The organism is Paenibacillus taichungensis, from assembly GCF_003287275.1.
In the GTDB taxonomy this organism is placed as follows: domain Bacteria; phylum Bacillota; class Bacilli; order Paenibacillales; family Paenibacillaceae; genus Paenibacillus; species Paenibacillus taichungensis_A.
This window is the reverse complement of record NZ_QEVW01000015.1, coordinates 68,591-95,496: the sequence shown is the minus strand read 5'-3', so window position 1 is coordinate 95,496 and position 26,906 is coordinate 68,591. Positions and strand designations below refer to the sequence as shown.

Below are 26,906 nucleotides of genomic sequence, written 5' to 3'. Positions count from 1 at the left end.
GCTATGATTCGTTAAATCGCATACCTACTGCAAATGGGAGCGAATAGCATGCGCTCGGTTCGTTGGGCTAGGAAAGAACCAGGTACTTAGCATGGTGTAGGGGGAAACAACAATGCGGGAACGGTTGTAAATCAATCGCCGCCTGCATCCCGGCGGACTGAATAAAAAATGCAACGAAGCTGTTATACTGAAACTACTATAGGGAGAGTGTATGTATGAAAAGAATGACCAAGTTGACGTTGCTTATGCTGATTGCTTTTTCTGTAATGCTTGCGGGTTGTGGCAACGGAGATAAGAGTGGAAGTCCTGTCAACACTGACACCCAAGGTGGCGGAGAAGCTGCTGCTGGAGACAAAACCATTAAAATCTTTCAATTCAAAGTCGAAATTGCGGAAGCGCTTAACCGTCTCAAAGCGGAATATGAGTCCTCTCATCCAGGCATCAAATTGGACATTCAGACCGTTGGTGGCGGTAGTGACTACGGCGCTGCATTGAAAGCCAAGTTCGCTGCTGGCGAACAACCTGACATTTTCAACGTTGGTGGGTATCGTGAACTGGATACATGGCTCGAATATCTGGAAGATCTGTCAGGTGAAGCATGGGTAAAAGATGTGCTTGATGTTGCCAAAGAGCCGATGACCAAAGACGGAAAACTGTATGGACAGCCGCTGGCACTGGAAGGCTATGGCTTCATTTATAACAAAGACCTCTTCCAAAAAGCAGGTATCACTGAAATTCCAACGACACTGGAACAGTTGGATCAGGCTGCACAGAAACTTCAAGCCGCAGGCATTACCCCGTTCTCCAATGGTTATCAGGAATGGTGGGTACTCGGCAATCATAACGTAAACGTGGCATTTGCGAATCAGGCAGATCCGGTGAAATTTATTCAAGGTCTTAACGAAGGTACGGAGAAAATCCCTGGCAATCAGGTGTTCACAGACTGGATGAACTTGCTCGACTTGACGCTGAAATACAGCAACAAAAACCCGCTCACAACCGACTACAACACACAGGTAACCCTGTTTGCCAGTGGGGAAGCAGCGATGATGCAGCAAGGGAACTGGACGCAAGTACAAATTGATGGCATCGATCCTGATCTGAATCTTGGCATTCTGCCGATGCCAATTACGAATGAACCGAACGACAAATTGTTTGTTGGTGTACCGAACTACTGGGTTGTGAACAAGAATTCGCAAGTGAAGCCGGAAGCGAAAGAATTTCTGGAATGGCTCGTGACATCCGATACGGGAAAACAGTATATGACCAAAGAATTCAAGTTTATCCCGGCGTTTAGTTCCATTCAGGCATCCGAAGAGGATCTGGGTGACCTCGCAACCGATATCATGAAGTACAGCCAAGAAAACAAAACATTAAGCTGGAACTTCAATCGTTTCCCTGAAGGTGTTCCACAAGAATTCGGTAGCACGATTCAGGCATATGTGGCAGGCAAATCAGATAAAAAAGCTCTGCTTGATGCATTGCAGCAAAACTGGGATAGTCTGAAAAAATAATCACTCGGATTAGCTATCTGCATAAGTAAAATAGTGTCATCTCATCCTTGAATGGATATCCACATACTAATATCCACAGGCTAATGTAGCCCAACGCAAATGATTTGGATGAGTAGTCAACTCAAATAGGTCAACCAGAATTGTATTCTGGTTGACCTATTTTTTAGTTTTGGGACTACGTTATACAGATTGGATGAATAACATGCGAACATCATGTTCTTGAAATGTGGATAACCCCAACATATTTAGAGGCCCAATGACATATTTAACACAGAGTTAATACTATATGTGGATATCCTGTGTGTACAATGTTCTAAATGTGGACAAGTGCGAGAAATATTGGGGCAAAGATCATCTTTTGTTAACAACATCACTTGTGTTTGTTTAATTAGTACTGTATAGTTCTATTTATGACAAATCAAAAATCGATCTCGGGTTCTGTAAAATCCAAAAGTTCCAATCCGGTTAATCGGACCAAGGCAGTCGAAGTGGCTGCTCAGTTATTTTTGCGTCAGGGATATAGCTATGTCAGTATGGATGAGGTCGTGCGGGCAAGCGGGGTATCCAAATCGAATATCTATTACCATTTCAAAAACAAGGAGGAATTGCTCCAGGCGGTGGTGCAATACTGGATTGCCCAGTATGAATCTGAGCTCTACCTGCTGCTCAGTCAGCGTGAACGAGAAGTCACAGAACGGATCTATTCGTTCATGGCGTTACTGTCCGCAGGAATGGAAGGGCGCGATTATAAAGGAAGTTGTCCGTTTATTACATTGTATATGCAGACACCAGCCAGCGCACCCGAAGTGAAAGAAAGTATAGCCCGTTTCTTCCGTGAGCTGCAGCCGATGATGGAAAAGCTGTTGCAGCAAGGGATGGATCGTGGCGAATTTCGTAAAGGGATTGAGCCGGGACCCGCGGCTGCATTATTTATCGCTGCATTGGAAGGTTCACTTGTACTCGCGGAGACTGCGCGTGATATAGGGATTATTGAACAATCAGCACGTACATTTTGTCAGATGCTTCGGTAAACGAAGCTCTTTTTTTGACCAAAACTAGTACTGTATAGTACTAAATAAAAAATGATAAAAAGGGAGAGAGATTAGAAATGAGTATACATAATTCATCATCATCATCATTAAACGCAGAACGTGAGACTGACCTCAATACAGCTAAGAACAACAATGCGACTGATTCAACCACTATTTTGATGACGGGCAGTACCGGGTTTATCGGCAAAGAGGCAGTAAAACAACTTGGGAACAGTGAAGCGCAGTTATTATTGCTTGTACGTTCTAAATCCAAAGCGAGGACGGCTCTAAATGCATACGGAGTAACGGATTTCAGCCGAATAACGTATATTCAGGGCGATCTGTCAGCTCCAGGCCTCGGTCTAACCAAAGCTGATCGTGAACGTGCTCTTCAGGCCAATATCATAATTCATGCAGGTGGGACGATGGATGTTACATTGCAACCAAAGGTGGCAGAACAGATTTTTATGAATGGAGCAAGAGGTATGGCCGAACTGGCGGAAGATATCCAGCGCACACACGGATTAAGGCATTTTATCCACGTGGTTGGTTTTATGAGTCCGTACGGGAGGAATAATTCCCCGTCCATATCATCACCTAATGAAGATGCTGGGGATAAGTCGAGCGGGAAGAAGTCAGTGATAAGTAAAGTGTTCCATTCGGAAAGTGCGTATGAACATATGAAATTCGAAGCGGACCGCTATATTCGACAGCACGCTGAGCAGCATTCGTATGTCTTATCTGTTGTTAATCCGAGTACAATCGTGGGTCCATATCCTACAGGGGCAACTGAACAAACGGGCGGAATTGGCATGATGATACAGGCGATGAGAAGGCGTAGAATGCCGGTGATTCCTGGTGGTCAACAGCACTGGCTGCCCCTTGTATCCAATGATGTGGTTGCACAGACCCTCGTTTTTCTGACTCAGGATAGCAATCCATCTGGCGGCACATATCCCTTGTTGTCCAGAAAAGCGGACAGTCCGGATATGAAGGAACTGATTCGTTTACTGGCGGCTGAGTTGGATGTATCTGCACCTCGATGGTCAGTGCCCCTGCCCATGATTCATGCAGCGATGAAGGCTGGTGGCACAAAGATCAGCGGGATACCGCCTGAATCAATCGCGTTTATTACCAAACAGGAGTTTGAAGTGCAGCAAACGGAGCGGTTGTTTCAGCGAATGGGACAAAAATTGCCTGAATTTAGCGAGTTATTACCTTATGTGACAGCAGATTTGGATTATCGTTTCAGCTACCCCTCACAGGAGGATTTGCCTCAGGGTTGGACTCGGACGCGTAAGGGCAGTCTTGCGGTGCTGGTCCATGAGGGTGAGGGGGAGCCATGGGTGATTGTTCATGGTTTGATGAGTAGTGCTGACGATATGATCCCGCTGGGAGATGTGTTATGGAGTATGATGGGAAACCCGATATGGCTTGTGGATCTTGCCGGATTCGGGCGTTCTCCGGTTCATCGCAACAAGATAAAAGGGACGGCCTTCAAAGGGCAGGTGGAAGCGGTGCGAAGTGTGCTGGATGAGATACAAGGTCCGGTCAAACTGGTAGGACATTCTGTTGGGGCAGCAATAGCCGCGGCGGTGCTGCAGGAGAGCGGGCGTGAAAATATCCAGCTGGCCATGCTGCAACCCGTATGGGGGGCTCCGAAGGATGGAATGCAGCGCCTGATATCAAGGTTCCCGAGAAGAATGCTGCAAGGACTGTTATCTCGGATGACTCCACAGCAAGTGACCGGGCAGTTAAAAAGGGCAGAAGCTTCGGAGATCAATCCAACCCTGCTGGAAGGCTACGCGAGAAGAGCTTCTTCTGGTTTGAAGTCTCCTCGCATTGCAGGAGCGAATGCTGATTTGCTCCACTGGATAAAGTCCCATTCAAGCGATATAGTGCCACAGACCAGTGCAGATGCGCAGCGCACACTCATGGTTTGGGGGACAAACGATAAGGGATACTCGCGCCCCGAAAATATCCATTCATCCGTTCAACGTGCGGAACTTCCCTATGGGCACCAATTTCCCCTGTTCCAGGCGGAAGAAGCAGCTTCACTGCTTGTGGAATGGCAAATGAAGAGACGGTAAGCAAAGAAACGAAGTGTGCGTTCCAAAAAATGCACAATATTCAGGCCGCTCAATAATAAAATGTTAAATTATATTACACATACAGTTAGATAAACTGAATGAAAACGTTATTTTCACTCCCATTTATACTTGTCGCACAATAAAACGATGCTCATTTTGGCAAGGCAGTACATTGTGACCCTCTTCTGAACTGCGATAGACTTGATTTCAAGATCAACAGCTAAGAGGAGGATGTGTAGGATGCCACTTCAAAAAACGTTATTGGCACTGGACGCGCTGGACAGCGCTTATGTAAATGGTGAGAGTGTAAAGCAATTGTTTGTTCAATATCCACAGGTTTCGGTTGAAGTGCTGACCGTACAAGGGGAAAAAGGAAGTACGGATTTTGTTAAAATTATCATCCCTGGTACAAACGGGAAGTTGTCAGGAGGGCAGGCCCCGACCATGGGGATTGTCGGACGACTGGGTGGAATCGGTGCCCGTCCAACACGCATCGGACTCGTTTCGGATGCCGATGGCGCCGTCGCTGCTGTCGCAGCAGGGCTGAAACTCGCCGATATGCAGACCAAGGGTGATTCGCTCAAAGGTGATGTCATTGTGACTACGCATATCTGTCCGGATGCCCCCACGCTTCCGCATGAACCAGTTGATTTTATGGACTCTCCGGTCGACATTTTGCAGATGAACGAACATGAGGTTCTGCCCGAGATGGAAGCTATTTTGTCCATCGATACAACCAAAGGAAATCGGGTGATTAACCATAAAGGGATCGCCATTTCTCCCACGGTAAAAGAGGGATACATTTTACGGGTGAGTGATGATTTGCTCCGAATTATGGAGATGACCACAGGGCAGCTGCCTGTGACTTTCCCGATTACGACGCAGGATATTACGCCATACGGCAATGACTTATACCATATCAATTCCATTTTACAACCAGCAGTGGCTACACATGCACCTGTTGTAGGCGTAGCTGTAACTGCTCAATCCGCAGTTCCGGGATGCGGCACAGGAGCCAGTCATGAGGTTGATATTGCAAGCGCAGTTCGTTTGGTGGTGGAGACAGCCAAGGAATTCACGAATGGCACCTGTTCTTTCTACAATGTGGAAGAATATAACTTGATTACTCGTCTGTATGGATCAATGAAAGTGCTCCAGACCCCAGGGATCCAGGCAGCTCCGTCTGCATAGTTTAGTCGAGAAGGTCACGGTTGAAGTGGCAGGTGGAAACACTGCTGTGGACATACGTGGATTCTACAGCCGATCTGATATGTTAGGGGGCAATAAGATGACCAAACAGCTTGGCATGATTACGATTGGACAAGCTCCGCGAACCGATGTTGCACCTGTCATAGAAAAGTATCTTGAAGGGCGGGCGGAACTCCTTCAGGTCGGGGTGCTGGACGGACTGTCGGCAACTCAGATCGCTGCGCTGGCCCCGGAACCTGGTGAATATGTTTTGACTTCCCGTCTGCAGAATGGCAGTGCCGCTATCATATCCCGTGAAAAAATCAGACCGATGCTGAATCAAAAGATTCGTGAATTCGAAGCCATGGGTGTCCCCAATATTCTGCTGCTTTGCACAGGCTCCTTTCCGGGTCTGCGTTCAGCTAAGGTACACCTTATTGAGCCTGATCGTATTATTCCTCCAGCCGTACAGGCGATGGCCGATGGCCGTCGTCTGGGGCTTATCGGACCATTGCCAGAGCAAGCGGGACAGCTTGATTTGAAGTTTTCTTCCCTGGTCCAGCCTGCGTTTGCCGCTGCTTCTCCTTATACTTCCGGCGAGTCTGAGTTCCGGCAGGCGACGGAATCATTAAAGGGGCGTGTTGAACTCATTTTACTGGATTGCATGGGGTATGATGAGCGTCACCGACAATGGGTAGCCAATGCCAGCGCAGGAATCCCGGTCATTTTGTCGAATGCTCTAATGGGTAAACTAGTAGCGGAAATGGTCTGACACAGGAGGAGACGAACAAATGAATCAGCAACGAATTGACGTCAGTAAAAATGTTTTGGTGGAATGCCTTGGGCTTCGCAGTGGTGAGACACTGGCTGTCGTAGCGGATGATGCCAAGAGAGAACTGGCCGAATCCATATATGAGGCAGGCAAGGCACTGGGAGCAGATGCGGTGCTTATGGTGATGAAAGAACGGAGCAAGTCCGGTGAAGAACCGCCTGCGCCGATTGCCGAAGCAATGAAGCGTGCAGATGTCGCGGTATGCGTAACTCGTTATTCACTAACCCATACGCAAGCTCGTAAACAGGCGGCCGCTGCTGGAACCCGGGTGGCAACGATGCCGGGCATGACGGATGATATGTTCATGAACGGTGCCATTACAGCAGAATATCCCAAAGTGAAGGCCTTGACCGATAAGGTTACAGGCATGCTAAGTGCAGGGAGAAGTGTCCGTATCGAGAAAGATGGACACCAGCTGTCGTTCTCCATTCAGGGACGTAATGGCGTGCCAAGCACAGGTATGTACCTCAATCCGGGTGAGTCCGGTAATTTGCCTTCGGGTGAAGCTTACATCGCTCCCGTTGAAGGTATTGGAGAAGGTGAAATCCTGGTGGATGGCTCAATTGCCGGAATAGGTGCGATTGGTGAACCTGTTCTATTGACGGTTAGAGAGGGCCGCCTTGTTATGGCAACTGGCGCTGAAGGAGACAAGCTGTTATCCATGCTTGGCGAAGGTGATGGTCGAATTCTTGGTGAGTTCGGCATTGGCACCAATGACAAGGCTCGAATTACAGGTGTTGTCCTGGAGGACGAGAAAGTCTACGGTACGATTCATGTTGCTTTTGGAAGTAACAATACCTTTGGTGGCACAGTTGCAGCAGGCGTTCACATTGATGCTGTTGTGCAGAAGCCGGATGTTTACATTGATGATGTGTTGATTATGCGTCAGGGAGAACTGCTCGATCAATAATAGAGCAGAACATTCAAGAGATAACATTGTGAAGCAAAAAAAGTGAATGATAGCGTATGCACAACATATCCACAGTGGGGACCAGTGCGTAATTTACGCGGTAGTTTTAGAGACAAATACACAACATATTCACAATATTTAAAGAGATATCCACATATCTGGGGGTAACTATCAACAGATTGTGGGTAACATATGCACAAGATATCCACAGCCTGGGGAGGAATGCCAATGTTGGGTCTTATCAGAGTGATTACGCTTCATTATGAAGAGGATATCCACAGACACGGGGCATTAATCGAAGGACGTTATGGCATCCAGGTTCGGAGTCGCTGCATTCCCGATCAACCGCTGGGGGTATATGATCAGTCCACAGAGCTTGAATCGATTCCCAAAATTGTGGATCTGGCACGAAAACTGGAACAGGAAGGCTGTACCTCTATTGGTATCAGTTGTGCAGCGGATCCGGCTCTTGCAGAAATGCGTGCTGCAGTGCACATCCCAGTCTATGGAGCAGGGTCATGTGCTGCTCATCTTGCACTCACATCAGCGGCGCGTGTAGGTGTATTGACCATCCTAGAGGAAGTGCCTCATCTGATTCGAGGAATACTAGGTGATGCCTATATTGGAATGGAGCGTCCCGAAGGTGTGGTAACTACGCTGGATCTCAACACACCACAGGGGCGAATCGCGGCTATGGAAGCAGCCAGGAGACTGAAGGCGGAGGGCGCTGAGTCTATCGTTCTTGCGTGTACCGGTTTTGCAACGATGGGTTTCGCCATGGAAGTGGAAAAAGAACTGCATATCCGGGCGCTTGATCCGATCTATTCATTAGGGGCAGCTGTGTCTGCATTGAAGGTCTGACCAATGAAATGCCGGATATAGGTATTGGGTGATTTTATATTTGGGTTAATTTGATTTTGACGCCGATGCAGTGTGTATTACTGCCATCGGCGTTATTTGTGTTGGATGAGATTATTGGGGTTCTTGGAATAGCATGGCGTTGGTCTGCAAGGAGTGAGAGGATAACTTTTCTTATTTTCTAATGTGAAGCGATAAAGTAATAAATTTATTTTTTTGGTATTAACTACGACTAACAACGAATTATTATTACTTTATTTTATGAAATTAAAATATAACATACGGATATCACAGAAATTCCCGTTTTTTTTGATCAGATAGTCTGGTAAACTATCCAAAAAAATTAGATACAGTATGCAAAAATGATTTGCAAATCTGGCTCAGGGTGGTCGATAGGTTTGAAAACGACAGGTATAACATTGAAAGAACTGTTGAATATTCCTATACTCAGCAAGGCCAAAGTCATTAGTGGGCACCAAGGATTGGATCGGGTTGTAAGGTTTGTGGATATTATGGAGGTGCCGGATCTGCAAGGATGGTTGCGAGAAGGCATGCTAATGCTGACGACAGCCTATTCGATTCGTGATAATCCCGGTTTGCTCGGAGAACTGATCTACACGCTTAATGAAGCGGGGGCGGCTGCTTTGGCAATCAAGCCTGCGCGTTTTCTCAAAGAAATCCCGGAAGAAGCCGTTGCAGCCAGTAATGACTGTGGCCTGCCCATCATTGAAATTCCTCCGGAGATACCCTACATGGATATTACGCAACCTGTTATGGAGTTGGTGCTGGATCGGCAGGCCGCACTGCTCCGCAGATCAGAGGAAGTATATCGCACACTGATGACGATGGTGCTTGAAAACAGCGGAATTCAGGCAGTGGGGGACAATGTGGCAGAGCTGCTTCAGGCACCTGTGGGTGTTATCGACAATGCTGGTCAGATGATTGTGTCTTCACCGCCGGATTATAACTGGAAAGAAGCTGTGGACCCACTTGTATGGGAGATAAATCTGGATAGACGGAAGGTTGCCCGACTGTTGGTGGACAAGGACTCCTTGGATGAAATGGAACAAGTCGGCATTGAGCAAGCCAGATTAGTATTATCCCTGGAATTGATGAGAAACAAGGTGGCGGAAGATACCGAATTGCGTCTTCGGGGAAATTTCATTGACGAACTGCTGACACCGCCTCTGCTGTTGCCGCATGAAGCCGAATCGAGAGGTCGCAAGCTTGGTATGAATCCAGAGCATTTATGGGAAGTAGCTGTGATGGAAGGGGGGGCTGCTCCGGATGAAGACCTTTTGACCGAATTGCTTGGTCAGGAAGCCAGAAAACGGAGGGTAGCGCCTCATATTGAGTTTCGGACCAACCGGGCGGTGCTCTTTTTGCCAACATCGGAGTCTCGGGATGCGGCATGGATGGATGATGTACAATCCTGGTCTGATACCATTGGATTATGGCTCGAAGATCCAGCCAACAAGCTTGGACAATTCAGGACAGGCGTAGGCACTCAGGTTCCACTTTGGAATATGCACCAAAGCTATGGTGAGGCCAGAAATGCCCTGCTGGTATCTTCCCGTTTGTCGGGTGGGCGTACAACCCGGTTTGAGGATGTGGAGGTATATCATTTGCTTAGCGAAACGGCGAATGAACCAGGTTTTGCGGCATTGTTTGAGCGGAAGCTGGGGAAATTGCGTGCTTATGATGATGAACATAGTGGGGATTTGCTGCGAACGTTCTTTTATTATCTGGAGAGCCGGGGCAGCCTGATCGAGACAGCAAATCGCCTCTATATTCACCGGAATTCCGTGAAATACCGATTGGAACGAATACGGGATATTACTGGCTTTGACCTGAATCATCCTCGTGAACAATTTGTCTGTCATTTGTGTCTTGTGTATTACTACATGAAGCAGGACAAACAAGAGGTGTAGGTCCTGCCAATCGGATACTTGCTTCTACAGCAAAATCAACAATGGATGATATGGTAGATATAGGTCGAAAAATAGCGAACTATGTCTTAAGGTGTAATTTAACATGACATAAATAGGAGACATTAGTGCACAATCGACAAACGGTTGTGCTTTTTTTTAGCTAAAAGGGACGTAGTTCGACGCTCGGATTCTAGGTAAAATAAGCACAATTACAAAGAAGAGACGGATAAACAGACAAGTTTTCAAGACTGGGCCGTCCACAGAGAACCGTAAAACAGCAAGTGAGACATCAGAGTTAAAGGGGTTGATCGATTGTTTGCTTACACGCTCCGAAGGCTGCTGCAGATGATTCCGGCGCTGATCGGCATTGTGGTGATTACCTTCATCCTGTCCCGTGTTCTTCCGGGAGATCCGGCCATTGTCATGGCTGGGGAACAGGCCACGGATGATGTTATTGCCAAAATCCGAATGGACATGGGATTGGACAAGCCATTATTTGTACAGTTTTTTAGTTACGTGGGACAGTTGCTTCAAGGGAATCTGGGATTCGCCTACCATACCGGCCATACGGTACTGAGTGATTTCGCTACCCGCTTTCCGGCAACCATTGAGCTGACGTTGGCTAGTGTGATTATAGCCATCTGTGTTGCGATTCCGGTAGGCATTATCGCTGCAACTCGAAAAGAGTCCTTTATCGACCACATCTCCAGGGTGTTCTCATTGATTGGAGCATGTGTACCGATTTTCTGGCTGGGACTGCTGTTTATTTACATCTTCTATTCCATCCTCGGCTGGGCTCCAGCTCCAATGGGGCGCATCAGCGGAGACCTCAATCCACCTACGCATATCACCGGATTGTATGTAGTAGACAGTCTGATGACCGGAGATATGGTTGCACTCAAAAGCAGTCTTGCCCATTTGCTGCTTCCGGCCATCTGTTTGAGTACAGGGACAATGGCGATTGTGGCGCGTATGACCAGATCCAGCATGCTGGAAGTCATCGGACAGGATTATGTGCGTACCGCACGAGCCAAGGGCTTGAGTGAGACTGCGGTCGTCGGCAAACACTCCCTGATTAATGCTCTAATCCCCACGTTGACCGTTCTTGGCCTTCAGTTTGGCGGATTACTCGGTGGTGCGGTAATCACGGAGACGATCTTTTCCTGGCCAGGCGTCGGCGGTTATGTCACAGATTCCATTCTGGCTGCCGATTATGCACCAATTCAGGCATTCACACTGGTAAGTGCCATACTGTTCAGTTTTATCAATCTGGCGGTGGATCTGGTTTATGGATTGATTGATCCACGAATCCGTTATGAATAGGGTCGCCGCGAAAGGAGGAGTACCATTGTGAGTACTGCCGCACCGACTTCCATGGGAACCAAACCTGCACCAGCAGTTGTTCCCAAACCCAAAACCTTCCTGAGACTACTGCTCCGCAATCGGCTCGCTGCCATTGGTCTGGCCTTTATCGTCATGTGGACTGTCATTGCAGCTATTGCTCCCTGGATTGCCCCTTATGATCCGTACGTGACGAATACGGCTGTGAAACTGGAATCCCCATCAGGTGGCCACTGGTTTGGTACCGATAACTATGGCCGGGACATTCTGAGTCGTGTTCTGTATGGCGCCAGAATCAGCATATGGACGGGCTTGATTGCCGTTAGCATCTCGTTTGTTATCGGGGTTCCGCTGGGCGGAATTGCTGCTTACTACGGCGGACGTACTGGAAATATCATCATGCGGGTGATGGATGTATTGCTTGCCTTTCCCTCGCTGGTACTCTCCATGGCAATCGCGGCTTCCATCGGTAACGGTCTGACGAGTGCCATGATTGCTGTAGGGATTGTGGGTATTCCCGAATTTGCCAGATTGATGTATGGGCAGACCGTATCCCTGCGCGAAAAGGAGTACGTCGAGGCCAGCAGAGCCATTGGTGTCAGAGACAGAGTGATTCTGTTTCGCCATATCCTGCCGAATGCTTTGGCACCGCTGTTGGTACAGGCCACACTTGGTATGGGTTTTGCCATTCTGACAGCATCCAGCTTGAGCTTTCTCGGTCTTGGCGTCAAACCGCCTACGGCCGAATGGGGAGCCATGATCTCTGAAGGACGGGAGTATATCATTTCCGGACAATGGTGGCTCGTGACATTCCCTGGACTGGCTATAGCCACATCCATTCTTGGCTTTAACCTGCTCGGAGATGGTTTCCGTGATGTACTGGACCCAAGGTTGCGTTCGGGAAAATAGGGGTTGGTGATCACTGGTCTCTATAGAACCGATTTATAGATAGCTGGATGGTGGAACCGACTTGCGGGGAATGCCTTGAGTTAAAAGGCCTGCAAGGTTTCATCACTGGCAGTAGGCAGATTGAATGCTGCTGCGGTTGGTATCAGGAATATGAGTAAGTTACTTTTCGGGTATTGGTCCACACATTTACTTTGTCTAATAAAAGCTGCAACGTTTTACAGTATCACATCATAAGACTGGTTCAAAAAGGGGAGGAAACTAAAAATGAAAAAGCTCAAATGGTTTTCTGCAATGATTGCTCTTACCGTTGTTCTTGGTGGCTGTGCCAGCAATGCCAACCAACAGCCTGCGGCATCCGGCTCAGGAGGGGAAACAAAACCTGCGCCAACGCTGACGGTTGCTTACTCTGAGGGGGGAACCACGATGGACCCGGCGGAGGCGAATGACCTCACCTCGGACACATTGGTACTGGCAACCTATGACCAGTTGGTAACCTATGGTGTCAAAACGGTGGATGGTGCTGATGTAGCCAATACAGAGGATATTCAGCCGATGCTCGCCGAGAGCTGGGAAGTGTCTGCTGACAATACAACGTATACATTCAAAATCAAAAGCGGTCTGAAATTCCAAAGTGGAAATCCGGTCAATGCGGATGCGGTTGTGTACTCTTTTGACCGTGTGGCGAAGTCCAGCTCCGGCAGCTTTCTATATGGAATGGCCGACATCAAGAGCGTGACCGCCAAGGACGACTCCACCGTTGAGATCGTACTGAATAAAGCAAACCACATGTTCACCCAGATCATTGCCATGTATACCTTCTCTATTGTGGACCAGAAGCTCGTCGAGGAAAAAGGTGACGACTATCTGAAAACAAATGCTGCGGGATCAGGCCCGTTTACACTTGAAAAATGGGACCCAGCCAGTGAAGCGGTCTTCCAGGCCAACAACGACTACTGGCAGGGAGCACCAAAACTCAGCAAAGTCACGCTGAAATTCACGAAGGAAGCCTCCAACCGTGTTCTGCTGCTGAACAAGAGTGACGTGGACATGGCGATCGAAATTCCCCCCAAAGATGTTGCGGCTTTGCAGGAGAACAGTAATTTAACCATCAAGTCGAATGCGAGTAACCGCATTTTGTTCTTCGCGATGAACAACAATGTCAAACCATTTGATAATGAAAAAGTACGTCAGGCCATCAACTATGCGATCCCTTATGACCAATTGATCAACGATGTTATGTACGGTCAGGCCAAAGAGATGAAGAGTGCTGTAGCGAGCAACACACCGGGCTTTACGGATGCTGGCTATGTGTATGAATACAATCTGGACAAAGCCAAGGAATTGTTAAAAGAAGCAGGTTATGCGGAAGGGTTCAGCTTTGACTTTACCCTCGGTTCGGGCTTTGACGATTGGGAATATGATGCGGTTCTGATTCAAGCGGAACTGGCCAAGATCGGTGTCAAAATGAACATTAACAAAGTTGCGCGTGCGCAGTTCCTGGAACAGCAAAAAGATGGGGATTTAGTCTCATACATCTCCAAATGGACTTCGTTTGTTAACGATCCTGGATACCACCTGGGCTTCCTGCTTTACGGTGAAGGCTCTTCCAACTACATTCATTACAACAATGCGGAAGTAAACAAACTGTGGGAAGAAGCTGGCGCCGAACCGGATCAGGCGAAACGCAACGAGCTATACATGAAGGCACAGGAGATTATTACGACAGAAGCACCGTGGGCGTATCTTTACGAATATAACCGGGTTGTCGGCATGAATAACAAGGTCAGCGGATACGTGTATTACCCGGATGAAGTTCTGCGTTTCTACCCGCTTAGCAAAGAGCAGTAAACGAACGGACGACGATTTTGGGGACAGGCAATCATGCCTGTCTTCTGACGATTCGCATTGAACACAATACAGCCCATATTGGAAGGAGCCTGAACAGGATGGATTGGAAACAGAAGGTACTTGATGCAATCGAGGAAGGTCAGGATGAATTACTGGAGCTTTGTTCACAGTTGATTCGTTTTCCGACGGAGAATCCTCCAGGGGATTCGCGTGAGATTAGCGCTTTTATTATCGAATATCTGCATCAGGCTGGAATTGACACCAAAGTACATGCGGCAACGGAAACGATGTTTAACCTGATCTCTACGTTGAATGGAGAAGGAGCGGACAAGTCAGACAAACATCTGATTTTCTGTGGACATACGGATGTTGTGCCAGCTGGTGATCTTTCTCGTTGGGACTTCGACCCGTTCTGCGGTGAAATCAAGGACGGATATATGCTTGGACGCGGGGCATCCGACATGAAAGGCGGGCTTGCCGGCCTGATTTTTGCGACGGTTATTCTGGCGAAGCTGGGTGTGCCTTTGCGCGGAGATCTGTCGCTGATGATTGTTCCGGATGAAGAAACAGGCGGTGACCTGGGAGTACCATGGGTTCTGGAGCGTGGTCTTGCAACCGGAACTGCCGCGGTAATTGCAGAGCCGTCCAGCCCGCAGCATCCAACCATTGGACAAAAGGGGAGCTGCTGGTTTGAGTTTACGGTGGAAGGCACACCGGGTCATGGCAGTCTTCAACCCATTGTAGGCGATAATGCGATTGTGAAGGCAGCTAAAGGTATTGAAGCATTGCAGCGTCTGTGGGACATCAAGCCGGACATCCCGGAAGAGGTGAGGGATATTATCCGCATCTCGCAGGAATATGCGCGTGATCGGGAGAAGGCAGGTCTGGCCTATCAGGTGTTCGACCATGTAACGGTAAATATCGGTTCAATTCAGGGTGGAACCAAGGTGAATGTGGTAGCGGATCGGTGCACTGTTCAGGTGGACTCCCGCGTTCCATTTGGTGTGGATTACCGCGATGTATTGGACCGTGCCCGCTCGCTGCTGCTTGAAGCAGGAATAGAGTCGGAGCTGAAGCCGTTTGGTTTCCAGGGTAACGCAAACTGGACTCCAGCGCATGAACCAATTGTGAGCCAACTGGTGGAGAGTATCAGCGAAGTCAGTGGCCAAGAGGCGTACGGTGTGCTGCAATGGGCATCCAGTGATGCACGCCACTTCCGTAATCATCGGATTCCGGTATTGCAATATGGCCCAGCAGAGCTGTCCACGATTCACAATTTTAACGAAAAAGCACCTGTATGGCAGATTATCCAGTGCGCCAAAGTGTATGCGCTGAGCGCGCTTAAATATTTGGGCGTGGAAGGTATGGAAGATGAGACGTCATTGAACAATTCGAAGGGTGCGGCTTCCGAAGAAGCCACGACGTCCAAGCGTTAATTTTTTAGAAGGAGTAAAGCTAAAGGTTCAGAACGTAATGGCATGGGAGGGGAACAACATGACTGAACTGCTCGAAGTTTCGGATTTGCGGACAGAGTTCATCACGGATGCAGGCGTAATTCGTGCCGTGGACGGGATCAGTCTTTCCATACGGCAGGGTGAAACGCTGGGTATTGTCGGAGAATCGGGATGCGGGAAAAGTATTACATCGTTATCAATCATGCAGTTGCTCCCCAAAAAGATCGGCCGCGTGGCGTCAGGGGAAGTCCGCTTCCAGGGGAAAGACATGCTCAAGCTGTCCGGGCGAGAAATTCGCCGAATTCGGGGAAACCGAATGGCCATGATCTTTCAGGAGCCGATGACCTCACTCAATCCGGTATTCAAAATCGGCAAACAAATCTCGGAAGCGGCACGATACCATCTGAAGCTGGGCAAAAAAGAGGCTTGGGCACGGTCTGTTGATATGCTTCGCAAAGTCGGTATCCCCCGTCCTGACAAAATTGCAGAACAATACCCGCACCAGCTCTCAGGTGGCATGCGCCAGCGGGTGATGATCGCCATGGCAATGGTGTGCAGCCCGCAGCTGCTCATCGCAGATGAACCAACAACAGCACTGGATGTCACTATCCAGGCACAGATTCTCGACTTGATGCGTGATCTCCAGCGGACGGAGAATATGGCAATCATGATGATCACCCATGATCTCGGTGTTGTAGCTGAGATGTGTGATCGTGTCATGGTGATGTATGCCGGACAAGTGGTGGAAGAGACGGATGTCAAAACCCTTTTTGCCGATCCCAAGCATCCATATACTCGCGGTCTTTTAGCTTCGCTGCCGCAGCTTGCGGGAGATCAGGATCGTCTTCAATCTATTCCAGGTCAGGTACCGAATCCCGCCCATATGCCATCCGGCTGTCGTTTTGCTCCTCGTTGTCCGGTTAAGGAAGCGCGATGCGAGACGATACAGCCCGAATTACTGGAGACAGCACCAAGTCATAGCTGTCGCTGTCTGCTGCAACAGGAGGGGATTATATGAGTGCGATATTGGAAGTCAGAAACCTCAAGAAGCATTATCCTATCCGCAAGGGCCTGTTTTCCAAACAGGTCGGTGCCGTCAAAGCCGTCGATGGTGTAACGCTGTCTGTGGAGCGTGGGGAAACACTCGCCGTGGTTGGAGAGTCTGGCTGCGGAAAATCCACCACGGGGCGTGCCATCCTGCGTCTGATTGAACCGACGGATGGCGAGGTGTTCTTCGAAGGCAAGGATGTACGGAAGCTTCCGCCAGAAGAGCTGCGCCGTTTCCGTACGGATATGCAGATGGTGTTCCAGGACCCATACGCTTCACTTGATCCTCGATGGACAGTACAGCGTACACTGGAGGAGCCGCTGCTCACCCACCATAATTTGAAAAAAAACGAGTTGAAAAGCCGAATCGAAGAGCTGATGGAGGTGGTTGGATTATCCCCCTATCAGGCACACCGCTTTCCGCACGAGTTCTCGGGTGGACAACGGCAACGGATCGGGATTGCCCGTGCTCTCGCTTTGAATCCCAAGTTCATTGTGTGTGACGAGCCCGTGTCAGCGCTGGATGTGTCCATTCAGGCACAAGTGCTGAACTTGATGCAGGATCTGCAGGAACAATTCGGGCTGACGTATATGTTCATCTCTCATGACCTGTCCGTCGTCAAGTTCATCAGTGATCGTGTGGCTGTCATGTATCTGGGCAAAGTGGTCGAGCTTGCGCCCACTTCCGAGCTGTTCACCGAGGCGCTGCATCCATATACCAAAGCATTGATGTCCGCTGTTCCTGTTCCTGATCCGAATGTGCAAAAGGAACGGATCGTCTTAAGCGGCGATGTGCCCAATCCGGAAAATCCACCATCCGGCTGCACGTTTCATACCCGTTGTCCGTATGTGAAGGACGAATGCCGCTCTGTTATCCCGGAGCTGCGGGAGATTTCACCAGGACGCCAGGTGGCGTGTCATTTGTATTAGAGTGATCATTTGAGCTGAAAAATACGTTCAGAAAATGCAAACAAACCTCCAGTTTACTTGGGTTCTGTTTGCGTTTTTCTTTTTTTATCTTTTCTGCTGCCTTTATTTCTGACGATAGTATCTGCATATTAAGAAATGGGTAAAAATTTTTCTCTCTTCAACCGATATAAACACAGAGAATGCAACATGAAATGTAATTATTCATGATCAAGATGACGATAAAAAGCTTCTATTGAAACTGAAAACAAGAAGGGTATGAAAACATCTATGGATGAGGAAGTTCAAATTCAATACATTAATTTCTCGGTCGGAAATCAGATTTGTGCGCTTCGTATTGATGAAGTTCATGAAATTATCAAAATGCTCCCGGTAACCACCGTTCCTTTTGGCAGTCCTGAGATTAAGGGGTTTACGCCCTTGTACGGAAAAGTAGTCTCTGTTGTGAGTGTACGCGTCCTGCTGGGGTTGCCTGACGAGGAGGCTACACCTTCCACTCGTATCATTGTTGTGCCGTACCACGACGATTATGTGCCGCTCGTTGTCGATTCCGTGGATTCCGTAGTGATGTATGATCGGTTTGAAGAGCCTACAGAAGAATATCGTCGTTACACAACGGGAATATTCAAGGAAATCGCACACAATGACGATCATGAGGCGGGCATTCTTAATTTGGATGTATTGCTCGGTAATTTAACCAAATCGCAGTAAACGCAACGTTGAAATGTTATATACAAAGCACATATCCGCTTGGTTATAATAATGCTCCTTACCCCTTTGTGGGGATGAGGGGCATTTTTTATTGTGATCACCCTATCCTTGAATGCAATGACGCGGTGTGTTTCACCTTTTAACAGCCATTCATAATATAGTATGAAGTGGTTTGAAGATGGTTTTTCGAAGTATTGTAGCACTTTTTATCCGTAAAAGTTTTTAAATCCGAGCATTTTCGTATATGATGGAGAGTAACAATGCGAAGGGATGACGGGAGACTGTAATGATGCAATCGCTGTATGGAGTATGGCTTGGTGACGTATTTTTTTGTTTTTCCGGTGAAACATCGGAACCACGTGTGGATGCGTGGAGCCACGTGGTACGGAAGCTGAATTTTGGCGACGGGGGTCGTCTGTTTCAGCCTGCCGCTCTGCGTCTTGCGGAGCTTCGTTGGCCCAATCCGATGCGTAATGCCGCGGAAGCGAAGGGTACGAAGCGACGTCAATTGCTCGGACGGACGTTGGAAGGGCTCGCAATCTCGCCCAAAGATACATTCAAGCTGCTGCTCCATTGGGACGACAGTATATTGAACGCGGCAGGAATTCAGGGCGGAGAAGAGATTCGCTACTGGGTAAAAGCAGCACAGTTTACACAGGAACTGCTGCTGCGCGGAGAATTTGCTCCGTCCGCTGAGTTTGCGGCCAAGACGGGGGCACGTCGTCGTACCGGACAGGAAACGTTGACAGGTGTTTGGCGTCCACGTCTGTTGCAGGAAGCGGATGTAGAACGATTCCGGGAGTTGGCGGAATCCATGCCGCCGATCGGATTGTCTGCTCCTGGAGCATACGCATCTTCTGAACCGGAATCACGGGAGGAAGCGGGAGCGGCCGTATTATTTTCATTTATGAGCGGAATGATCCATGCGGTTGTTACGGGTGAGATGGAAAGCATGGACAGTGAGCTGTCTCGTTACCGCACGCCATTCCGGCGTGGGTCCTCTCCGGTAGCAGAGCTGTGGTGGAATAGTCTGATCTCGATGTTCCGTCCGGTGACGGTGCAGGGACCTACGGAAGAAATGGCAGAACTCATTGGAACGCTGCAAGAAGCTGGTGGTACAGCGAAACCCGTGCTAGGCAGTGAAGAAACGGCTCCCACGGAAGGTGAGTTGAAGCTGGTACTGCGACTGGAGCCGCCTCTAGGTGATCATGAATCATTGTGGGGGATTACCTTCTGGGCAGACAGTGTGCAGGAATCTGGCCTGAGATTGCCTGCACGCACGATCTGGGCTCATCCGGAACGAGATCTGGACCGAGGCAAAGTGCGTTATATTTCAGTTGCAGAACAGCTCCTGATGGCGCTGGGGCATGCGTCAGAATTGGCACCGGAGCTGGAAACGGCGCTTCTTCATGCACGACCGGAAGGAATGAAGCTGGAACAGCAAGCCTTTTTTGAATTTTTGACCTATGCGGTGCCTCGTCTGCAGAAGGCGGGAGTAACCGTTTTAATGCCTTCCCGCTGGAGCCGTGCTGGGAAACGCCGCGCTGGACTACGTCTGCAAATGCTCAATCGTGGAATAGAAAGACCGGTTGGGGCCCCGTCTGCACTGGGTATGGAGCAGCTGGTTGCCTTTAAGGCAGAACCGATGCTGGACGGCAAACCTGTTACGGCGGAGGAGCTGGCTGCGCTTGCAGAAGCAACGGTACCTTATGTGATGTTCCGCGGCGAATGGATTGAAGTGGATACAAAAGAGATTCGCCAGGTTCTGCGTTATATGAAAAAGGAAGAAGAACAATATATGCCGCTCTCCGAATGGCTGCATCTGGCAGCGGAAGAAGGCGAAGATACGGCATGGAAGGGGCTTTCCGTCTTTGGTGCGGAATCCGAGGGGCTACTGTCCTTTTTGCTCGATGGACAGGTGCTCCGCAGTATTGAGCCTCGGCAGGTTCCTGCAGAGCTGCATGGCGAGTTGAGACCCTATCAAGAGCGGGGCTACCAATGGTTATCCGCCATGCGTGAGCTTGGGTTCGGAGTATGTCTTGCCGATGATATGGGACTGGGGAAAACGATACAGGTCATTACCTGCTTGCTGGACTTGAAACATGAGGAACAGCAAGCCGCGGCGGAGGAAGCACGTGAGCACGAAGCGTTTATGGGGATGGAAGAAGAGTCTGCGAACGGTGAACAGCCGCACGTACATGATGCGCATCTACCTGCACTTATTGTGTGCCCTACCTCGCTGCTTGGGAACTGGCAGCGTGAGCTGAAGCGGTTTGCCCCGAATCTGTCGCTATATATTCATCATGGCGGACAACGGTTGCACGGCAATGCCTTCCAGGCGGAAGCACAGTCCCATGATATTGTGCTGACGACCTATCATCTGGCTGGCCGGGATGGCCCGGATCTGGCTTCGTTGCACTGGTCTACCGTTGTGCTGGATGAGGCGCAATATATTAAAAATTACCGTACAAAGCAAGCACAAAGCGTCATGCGTCTGTCTACGCCGCATCGCATTGCGATGACCGGTACGCCAGTGGAGAATCGACTAAGCGAGCTGTGGTCCATTTTCCAATTCCTTAATCCGGGGTATCTGGGTACGGCTTCTTCATTCCGCCAGCGCTATACCGGACTGGGTCCATCCGAAGAAAATGCGGCTTCTTTGCGTGAGCTTCATCGGCTTGTATCCCCCTTTATGCTGCGCAGGCTAAAAAGTGATCCGGATATCCGCAAGGATCTGCCGGAGAAGCTGGAACTGAAATCCTATTGTTCCCTGACACCAGAGCAGACCGTTCTGTATCAGCGGGTGGTGGATGATCTGATGGGCGGATTGGATGGACGAAACGGTATCGCCCGTAAAGGAATTGTGTTGTCATCACTGACCAAGCTGAAGCAAATCTGTGATCATCCGGTGCTGGCGGACAGCAGCCGGAAGGAACATGGTAAGGCTGAGGCATCCGGCAAAATGGAACGTCTTCTGGAATTGGTGGATGCGATCCGTGACAACGGGGAATCTGCGCTGATTTTCACTCAGTATGTGGCGATGGGGGAACTGCTCGTATCCAGGCTTACACAGCGGTATGAGGAAGAACCGTACTTCCTGCATGGCGGTGTTTCGAAGTCGCAAAGGGACGATATGGTGGAAACCTTCCAAAAAGGGGAGGGCCCATCCTTGTTTGTCCTTTCTCTTCGTGCCGGGGGTGTAGGCCTGAATCTGACGCGTGCCAGTCATGTCGTTCACTACGACCGGTGGTGGAATCCTGCGGTGGAGAATCAGGCGACAGACCGGGTATTCCGGATTGGGCAGAATCGAAACGTACAGGTGCATAAGCTGATCTGTCAGGGTACCCTGGAGGAACGGATTGATGAGCTGATTGAGAGTAAAAAGGCTCTTTCTGAGCAGGTGGTCGGTTCTGGTGAGAACTGGCTGACCGAGATGTCGGACGATGAGCTGCGTGGCCTGATCTCGCTTCAAGGCGAGACATGGCTGTAGGTTGCGAGAATAAATAGTATATGCAAAATATAGTGACAGGAAGGGGGATTGTTGTGAGCGAAAAATGGAATGTAGAGCTGCATATGTCCCCCGGTGGATGGACAGCAGAAGTAAGTGCAGTGTCTGATGCAAGTGAAGAGGCAGTAGACGCCGCAGGCAAGACCGAATCAGCCAAAGGCTTGTTCACAGTAACAGGCACGCTGCCACAGCTCAGTGAAGCTGAACGCGAGGCCGTGCTGGCACAGCTGCGCAAGCGTCCGCTGGCGCTGTACGCGCTGCTGCGCGGCGGCCCTGCCCCGGCGGAGCTTGACGGGCTGCTGCCGCGGCATGCGCCAAGCGAGGCTGAGCAGGGCACAGCCTCGCTTGGCGGCTCGCTGAGCGCTGGCGGTGCAGCGACGTGCACCTGCGGCCGCCCGGAATGCGCGCATGCCGCGGCCGCTGAGCGCGCCGTTGCCGCGCGCTTCGCGGCCGAGCCGCTGCTGCAGCTGGCGCACGCCGGCCTGCCGCGCGAAGCGCTGCTCGCCGGCGTGCTGGGATCATGGGCGGAGGAACTCGCCCATGATCCCAGCGGCCCCGGCCGCGCAGCCGAAACGGCCGGCCGCCCGCAGGCGCGGGGCGGCGAAGGCGGCGCAGCCGTCGGCGAGTGGATCGCCGAGGCAGCCGCGGACGGCGCCATGCACCAGCCGGGGCCTAGCTTCGGCGCCGTGAAGGTACGGCTGGCGTTGCCGGGGAAGCCCCCGGCAACGCCGGAGCTGGCGGCGCTGCTGCCAGGCGTGCCTGCCACCGCAGGGCTGGCATTGATCCGCGAGCGCGTAGCTGCGCGGATGTGGGAGGCTGTCCAAAAGAAGAAGAAGGACAGCCCGGCAACCAAATGACGCACCACTCGGAGCGGGGGAGATCTTAGATCATCCCCCGCTTGTTTGTGATGTGCGTCGGCGCAGTCCTCTTTATCCAGAATAGATATATTCATTTCCAATTCGCTTTTATGGGGTTGAACCTTGGGATAGGGCTCTAAAAGTCCAAAAAACGACCGTACAAGCTGTACACCCGGCATATCTTTAGGGTGACCTCCTCTCAAGGAGGTCTTTACCGGTGGAGCTTCGCTGCAATTTAAGGTATACTGTCGCAGGGGAAGACAAGCCCTCATGCACGAATACTGCAATCATTATTACAATATGCGATAGGAGTTTTTACATGAAATTACGTACAGGACGACAGCGCCAAGTTGCGGTTATGCTGTCCTCACTTATGATATGCGGAGCTTTGTTATCCGCTTGCCAGGACGGTTCGGGCTCAGAGGAGAACCAGAATCTGAACGCAGCAGGAAGCGCACAGCAAGAGTCAGACGGTACCACGGTTCATTTGACGGAGGATACTGGCAAGGATGGCAACAACACAGGTGGGAATGACAGCTCATCTTCGGATAATAACAATGAAGGTACGGATAGTGGTTCCGGTGATGCTTCAACTGGGGCAGACGGTTCTTCTGACGCAGGCAATGGAGCCACAGCAGAAGACCCCCTGATGGAGAAACGCAGTATTAGCGCGCTGCAAACGACGATTGATGTACAAGCGGTAGTGACCAATTCAGAAGCGATGACCGTGATCGTTAACAAACAGCGCAGCTTGCCAGAAGGATACGAGCCGGATGATCTGGTGGAGCCTAACGTACCGTTTTCTTTCGACGGCCCGCATGAAAAGCGCCATATGCGCAAGGAAGCTGCCGAGGCGTTGGAGAAGCTGTTTGCCGGTGCCAAAGCGGACGACATTGAACTTCGTGCGGTATCTGGATATCGTTCTTATCAGCGTCAGGTTTCGATCTATAACAACAATGTCAAAACCAAAGGTCAAGAATACACGGATCGTGTTAGCTCTGTGCCAGGCCACAGCGAACATCAGACCGGACTAGCAATTGACGTTTCCAGTCCAAGTGTAGGCAATGCCATAGAAGAGGTGTTTGGCACATCGAAAGAAGGCCAGTGGTTGGCTGAGCATGCAGCAGAATATGGATTCATCATTCGTTATCCAAAAGGTGAGGAAGCGATAACCGGTTATGTGTACGAGCCATGGCATATTCGCTATGTCGGCACGGATCTGGCTCCTGATGTTGTGAAAAGTGGACTGACACTTGAAGAATACTTTGATGAGGCTAATATCAAGCTGTAAGCCTGGTGCTTCATCTTTTGATTGGGACTAGGCTCTCAATTTCATACAGCCTCTGAATGATTCACCCTTGCCCAAGGCACGGGAGATCACTCAGGGGCTTTTTGGTTTGAGCTAAAATCAGTTATATATGCTATTTTATTTGCTTGTTCAGCAGGTCGGTAGACTGATATAATTCATGTTTAATCAGGAGTTCAAATCACACTTAAAGCGAGGGAAAGCAGAATGAACAGACAGCAGGTGTTTACCGGTTCTCCATGGGAGCCGCTTGTAGGATATTGCCGTGCCATTCGTGTTGGCAACCGGATTGAGGTTGCGGGTACTACAGCCATGCAGGACGGTGTTGTGGTTGGAGCAGGTGATCCATATGCACAGACGAGACTTATTTTGCAGACCATTGAAAAGGCATTGAAAGAATTGGGAGCAGACATGTCTCATGTCGTGAGAACCCGCATGTTTGTAACCGACATTTCCCGGTGGGAAGAAGTGGGCAAGGCTCATGGTGAATATTTTGGTCAGATCCAGCCTGTCGCCACGATGGTAGAGGTTAGTGCACTCATTGATCCTTTGCTGATGGTGGAGATTGAGGCAGAAGCAATTGTTGAAGCACAAGCTGAGGTTGATGCCGAAATAACGGAATAGAGCTATTATATATAGATACATACAAAATGCAGGATCGAAAAATAACCTTACCCCAACCCCCATGAAGGAGGAAACGCGGGATAAGGTTATTTCTGCATTGAAATAGTATGATCTACTGTTTTTTACACATGAATCAGGCTAGCTATTTTATTCAGCCAGTTTATTTTGCTTCAGGTTGATCGGCTGGTGTTTCGATGACTACTTTCCAAGCCGTTCCGATTGGCGGCAGGCTGCGAGTCAGGACTGGGCTATAGAATCCAATCACTTTGGCCCCTTTGGTCAGTTCCTCTGGTTTGATCGTTTCCCCTTGATGATTTACCAGTTGTGTATCCTTGCTAATGTTCAGGATAACATGGTCAGGTGCTGTCTCTGTCAGACGGGAGCCGGAGATCTCGATCTGAGTACCGTTATCGTCTATTGTTTTTACATTTTCAATTGTGCCTGCTGTACCCAGAACTTCTTTTGGTTGTACTTCGGATTCCGAAGCAGCAGTATCCAGTACAGTGACTTTGTAAGTAGGTGTTTGTGGCGGTAAACTGAGGGTTGCAAACTCAGCATGCTCAGCTTCAACGTTCATGCCAATAGTCAGATCAGTAAGCTTGATATCCTTGCCATCCGCGGATTTGAACACGGTGTCTTCACCAACATTAAGGACGATACCATCTGTACCTGCACCGCCGATATGGATGGATTGATACTTGCCTTCACTGTTAATTCCCGTAATGACTCCACGCTCCGTAACGGTTTTCACTTCCTCTTCACTGGAGATGGTTACTTGATTACCTGTTGTATTCACTTGTGCGTGGAGTACTTTATCTGCAAACGAAGCGGGTACAAACAGTGTGCCTTTTGTGATTTCAGGCGCTGTTCCCAGCTTAAGCAGCATTTTATTAACGGAATACTGGTCTTTGCCTGTGGTGACAATTGTCCAGAGGGTACCTTTTGTCAGCTCAGCAGATTTGTTTTCCTTGTTCCATTTCAGTTCAATGCCAAGTGCTTCTGTGAGATCACGCAGTGCGATCATCGGTTCCTGACCATCCTTGTTCCAATAACCGTCAGTCATCGATGCACCGTTCACAGATACTTTTACGGCTTCAGTTCCTTTGCTATCGGCTGAAACGGAAGTTGAATTGATGGGCTGAATGCTGTCCAGGTTTGCTGCGTATGCGGCTCCCCCACCCAGGGCCAAGGACAGGACCATCAGGGCGCTAACTTTTTTCATGTTGTTGTTCATCGTTGATTTCATCCCTTCTCATCTTGGTTATGACGCGGTAAACTCCTATATAAGGCCACGTTCCAAACTTATAGACGGGACAACTTCGTCCAGTGTTGCACTTTGAGGTAATTAATGTGAGCAGTATGTTAGTCTATGATTTGAAAAACAGACCACATTGCCGGTTATAAGAAGCAGGATGCGGTTAAGGACCATTGAGTGGAAGTTGTGTGATTCGGAATTTGAAATAACCTTGGATTACATGGGGTTTTGGAGCATCCAAATATGAGAAGGGAGGCAATCATATGAGTGATATGTTGGTTGCGCTTTACCATTTGCCAGAGCAAGAGAGTGGACTGAAAAAGTTGGAGGAGTCCTCCATTGTCATCCGCAGAGCCATTGCACCAGAGAAGCAGGTTGTACTGGACTGGGTGAGATCCCATTTTAGCCAGCCCTGGGTGGATGAATGTGATGTAGCTTTTGCACGTCAACCCGTGACTTGTTATATTGCACTTGAGCATGGGAAAATGATCGGATTTGCTTGTTATGAAGCAACGTGTCGTAATTTCTTTGGTCCAACAGGTGTTAGTCAGGAGGCGAGGGGCAAAGGTGTCGGCAAAGCGCTGCTGATGGCCTGTATGCATGCCATGAAGACAGATGGTTACGCTTACGCCATTATTGGATCGGCGGGACCCGTGGATTTCTATGCTCAGACCCTGGGGGCCGTGAAGATCGAAAATTCAACACCAGGGATTTACAAAGGCATGCTCCGGGCAGACTAGACGATATTCATGTTCTGGAAAAGGA

21 protein-coding genes are annotated in these 26,906 nt (G+C 49.5%); 20 read left to right on the top strand and 1 reads right to left on the bottom strand.

Annotated features, from left to right (window positions below; translation table 11 throughout):
* Nucleotides 1-215 precede the first annotated feature (215 nt).
* From DC345_RS22765 to DC345_RS22675, 19 genes are all read left to right on the top strand, one after another.
* Nucleotides 216-1,514 (top strand): ABC transporter substrate-binding protein, encoded by a 1,299-nt coding sequence (locus tag DC345_RS22765; protein WP_113055072.1) that lies wholly within the window; start codon nucleotides 216-218, stop codon nucleotides 1,512-1,514.
* Nucleotides 1,515-1,924: 410 nt separating this feature from the next.
* Complete coding sequence (locus DC345_RS22760) at nucleotides 1,925-2,545, top strand: TetR/AcrR family transcriptional regulator (protein WP_113055071.1); 621 nt, start codon at nucleotides 1,925-1,927, stop codon at nucleotides 2,543-2,545.
* A gap of 77 nt (nucleotides 2,546-2,622) precedes the next feature.
* Nucleotides 2,623-4,635, top strand: a complete 2,013-nt coding sequence (locus DC345_RS22755) for an alpha/beta fold hydrolase (protein ID WP_113055070.1) — start codon at nucleotides 2,623-2,625, stop codon at nucleotides 4,633-4,635.
* Between the two features lie 240 nt (nucleotides 4,636-4,875).
* Nucleotides 4,876-5,826: a DUF1177 domain-containing protein gene (locus DC345_RS22750; RefSeq protein ID WP_072734897.1), complete on the top strand. Its 951-nt coding sequence runs from the start codon at nucleotides 4,876-4,878 to the stop codon at nucleotides 5,824-5,826.
* Between the two features lie 97 nt (nucleotides 5,827-5,923).
* The gene (locus tag DC345_RS22745) at nucleotides 5,924-6,595 is read left to right on the top strand and encodes an AroM family protein (RefSeq protein ID WP_113055069.1); all 672 of its coding nucleotides are present in this window, start codon (nucleotides 5,924-5,926) and stop codon (nucleotides 6,593-6,595) included.
* A gap of 19 nt (nucleotides 6,596-6,614) precedes the next feature.
* Entirely contained in the window at nucleotides 6,615-7,565 is a 951-nt protein-coding gene (locus DC345_RS22740; protein ID WP_113055068.1) for an aminopeptidase, read from the top strand.
* Nucleotides 7,566-7,793: 228 nt separating this feature from the next.
* Entirely contained in the window at nucleotides 7,794-8,426 is a 633-nt protein-coding gene (locus DC345_RS22735) for an aspartate/glutamate racemase family protein (RefSeq protein WP_113055067.1), read from the top strand.
* 395 nt (nucleotides 8,427-8,821) lie between these two features.
* Nucleotides 8,822-10,354 carry a PucR family transcriptional regulator gene (locus tag DC345_RS22730; protein ID WP_113055066.1) on the top strand — a complete coding sequence of 511 codons (1,533 nt, stop codon included), beginning with the start codon at nucleotides 8,822-8,824 and terminating at the stop codon, nucleotides 10,352-10,354.
* A 312-nt stretch (nucleotides 10,355-10,666) separates the two neighbouring features.
* The gene (locus DC345_RS22725) at nucleotides 10,667-11,677 is read left to right on the top strand and encodes an ABC transporter permease (RefSeq protein WP_170867904.1); all 1,011 of its coding nucleotides are present in this window, start codon (nucleotides 10,667-10,669) and stop codon (nucleotides 11,675-11,677) included.
* A 51-nt stretch (nucleotides 11,678-11,728) separates the two neighbouring features.
* Nucleotides 11,729-12,604 (top strand): ABC transporter permease, encoded by an 876-nt coding sequence (locus tag DC345_RS22720; protein WP_063568004.1) that lies wholly within the window; start codon nucleotides 11,729-11,731, stop codon nucleotides 12,602-12,604.
* 264 nt (nucleotides 12,605-12,868) lie between these two features.
* A complete protein-coding gene (locus DC345_RS22715; RefSeq protein ID WP_113055065.1) occupies nucleotides 12,869-14,452 on the top strand; it encodes an ABC transporter substrate-binding protein in 1,584 nt (527 codons plus the stop codon).
* Nucleotides 14,453-14,550: 98 nt separating this feature from the next.
* Nucleotides 14,551-15,888: a M20 family metallopeptidase gene (locus DC345_RS22710; protein ID WP_258530769.1), complete on the top strand. Its 1,338-nt coding sequence runs from the start codon at nucleotides 14,551-14,553 to the stop codon at nucleotides 15,886-15,888.
* A gap of 58 nt (nucleotides 15,889-15,946) precedes the next feature.
* Nucleotides 15,947-16,924, top strand: a complete 978-nt coding sequence (locus DC345_RS22705; RefSeq protein WP_072734891.1) for an ABC transporter ATP-binding protein — start codon at nucleotides 15,947-15,949, stop codon at nucleotides 16,922-16,924.
* Nucleotides 16,921-17,883, top strand: a complete 963-nt coding sequence (locus tag DC345_RS22700) for an ABC transporter ATP-binding protein (RefSeq protein WP_113055064.1) — start codon at nucleotides 16,921-16,923, stop codon at nucleotides 17,881-17,883. The genes DC345_RS22705 and DC345_RS22700 overlap by 4 nt, the downstream gene beginning before the upstream one ends.
* A gap of 255 nt (nucleotides 17,884-18,138) precedes the next feature.
* A complete protein-coding gene (locus DC345_RS22695; RefSeq protein ID WP_113055063.1) occupies nucleotides 18,139-18,591 on the top strand; it encodes a chemotaxis protein CheW in 453 nt (150 codons plus the stop codon).
* A gap of 286 nt (nucleotides 18,592-18,877) precedes the next feature.
* Nucleotides 18,878-22,081: a DEAD/DEAH box helicase gene (locus DC345_RS22690; RefSeq protein WP_113055062.1), complete on the top strand. Its 3,204-nt coding sequence runs from the start codon at nucleotides 18,878-18,880 to the stop codon at nucleotides 22,079-22,081.
* Nucleotides 22,082-22,260: 179 nt separating this feature from the next.
* Nucleotides 22,261-22,956 carry a hypothetical protein gene (locus tag DC345_RS22685; RefSeq protein WP_181586697.1) on the top strand — a complete coding sequence of 232 codons (696 nt, stop codon included), beginning with the start codon at nucleotides 22,261-22,263 and terminating at the stop codon, nucleotides 22,954-22,956.
* Nucleotides 22,957-23,275: 319 nt separating this feature from the next.
* A complete protein-coding gene (locus DC345_RS22680) occupies nucleotides 23,276-24,247 on the top strand; it encodes a M15 family metallopeptidase (protein WP_113055060.1) in 972 nt (323 codons plus the stop codon).
* A 222-nt stretch (nucleotides 24,248-24,469) separates the two neighbouring features.
* Nucleotides 24,470-24,886 (top strand): RidA family protein, encoded by a 417-nt coding sequence (locus DC345_RS22675; protein WP_113055059.1) that lies wholly within the window; start codon nucleotides 24,470-24,472, stop codon nucleotides 24,884-24,886.
* Between the two features lie 160 nt (nucleotides 24,887-25,046).
* On the opposite strand, the gene DC345_RS22670 is transcribed toward DC345_RS22675, so the two are convergent.
* A complete protein-coding gene (locus DC345_RS22670) occupies nucleotides 25,047-26,108 on the bottom strand; it encodes a copper amine oxidase N-terminal domain-containing protein (RefSeq protein ID WP_181586696.1) in 1,062 nt (353 codons plus the stop codon).
* Between the two features lie 296 nt (nucleotides 26,109-26,404).
* On the opposite strand from DC345_RS22670, the gene DC345_RS22665 reads away from it, so the two are divergent.
* Nucleotides 26,405-26,881 carry a GNAT family N-acetyltransferase gene (locus DC345_RS22665; RefSeq protein WP_113055057.1) on the top strand — a complete coding sequence of 159 codons (477 nt, stop codon included), beginning with the start codon at nucleotides 26,405-26,407 and terminating at the stop codon, nucleotides 26,879-26,881.
* Nucleotides 26,882-26,906 lie beyond the last annotated feature (25 nt).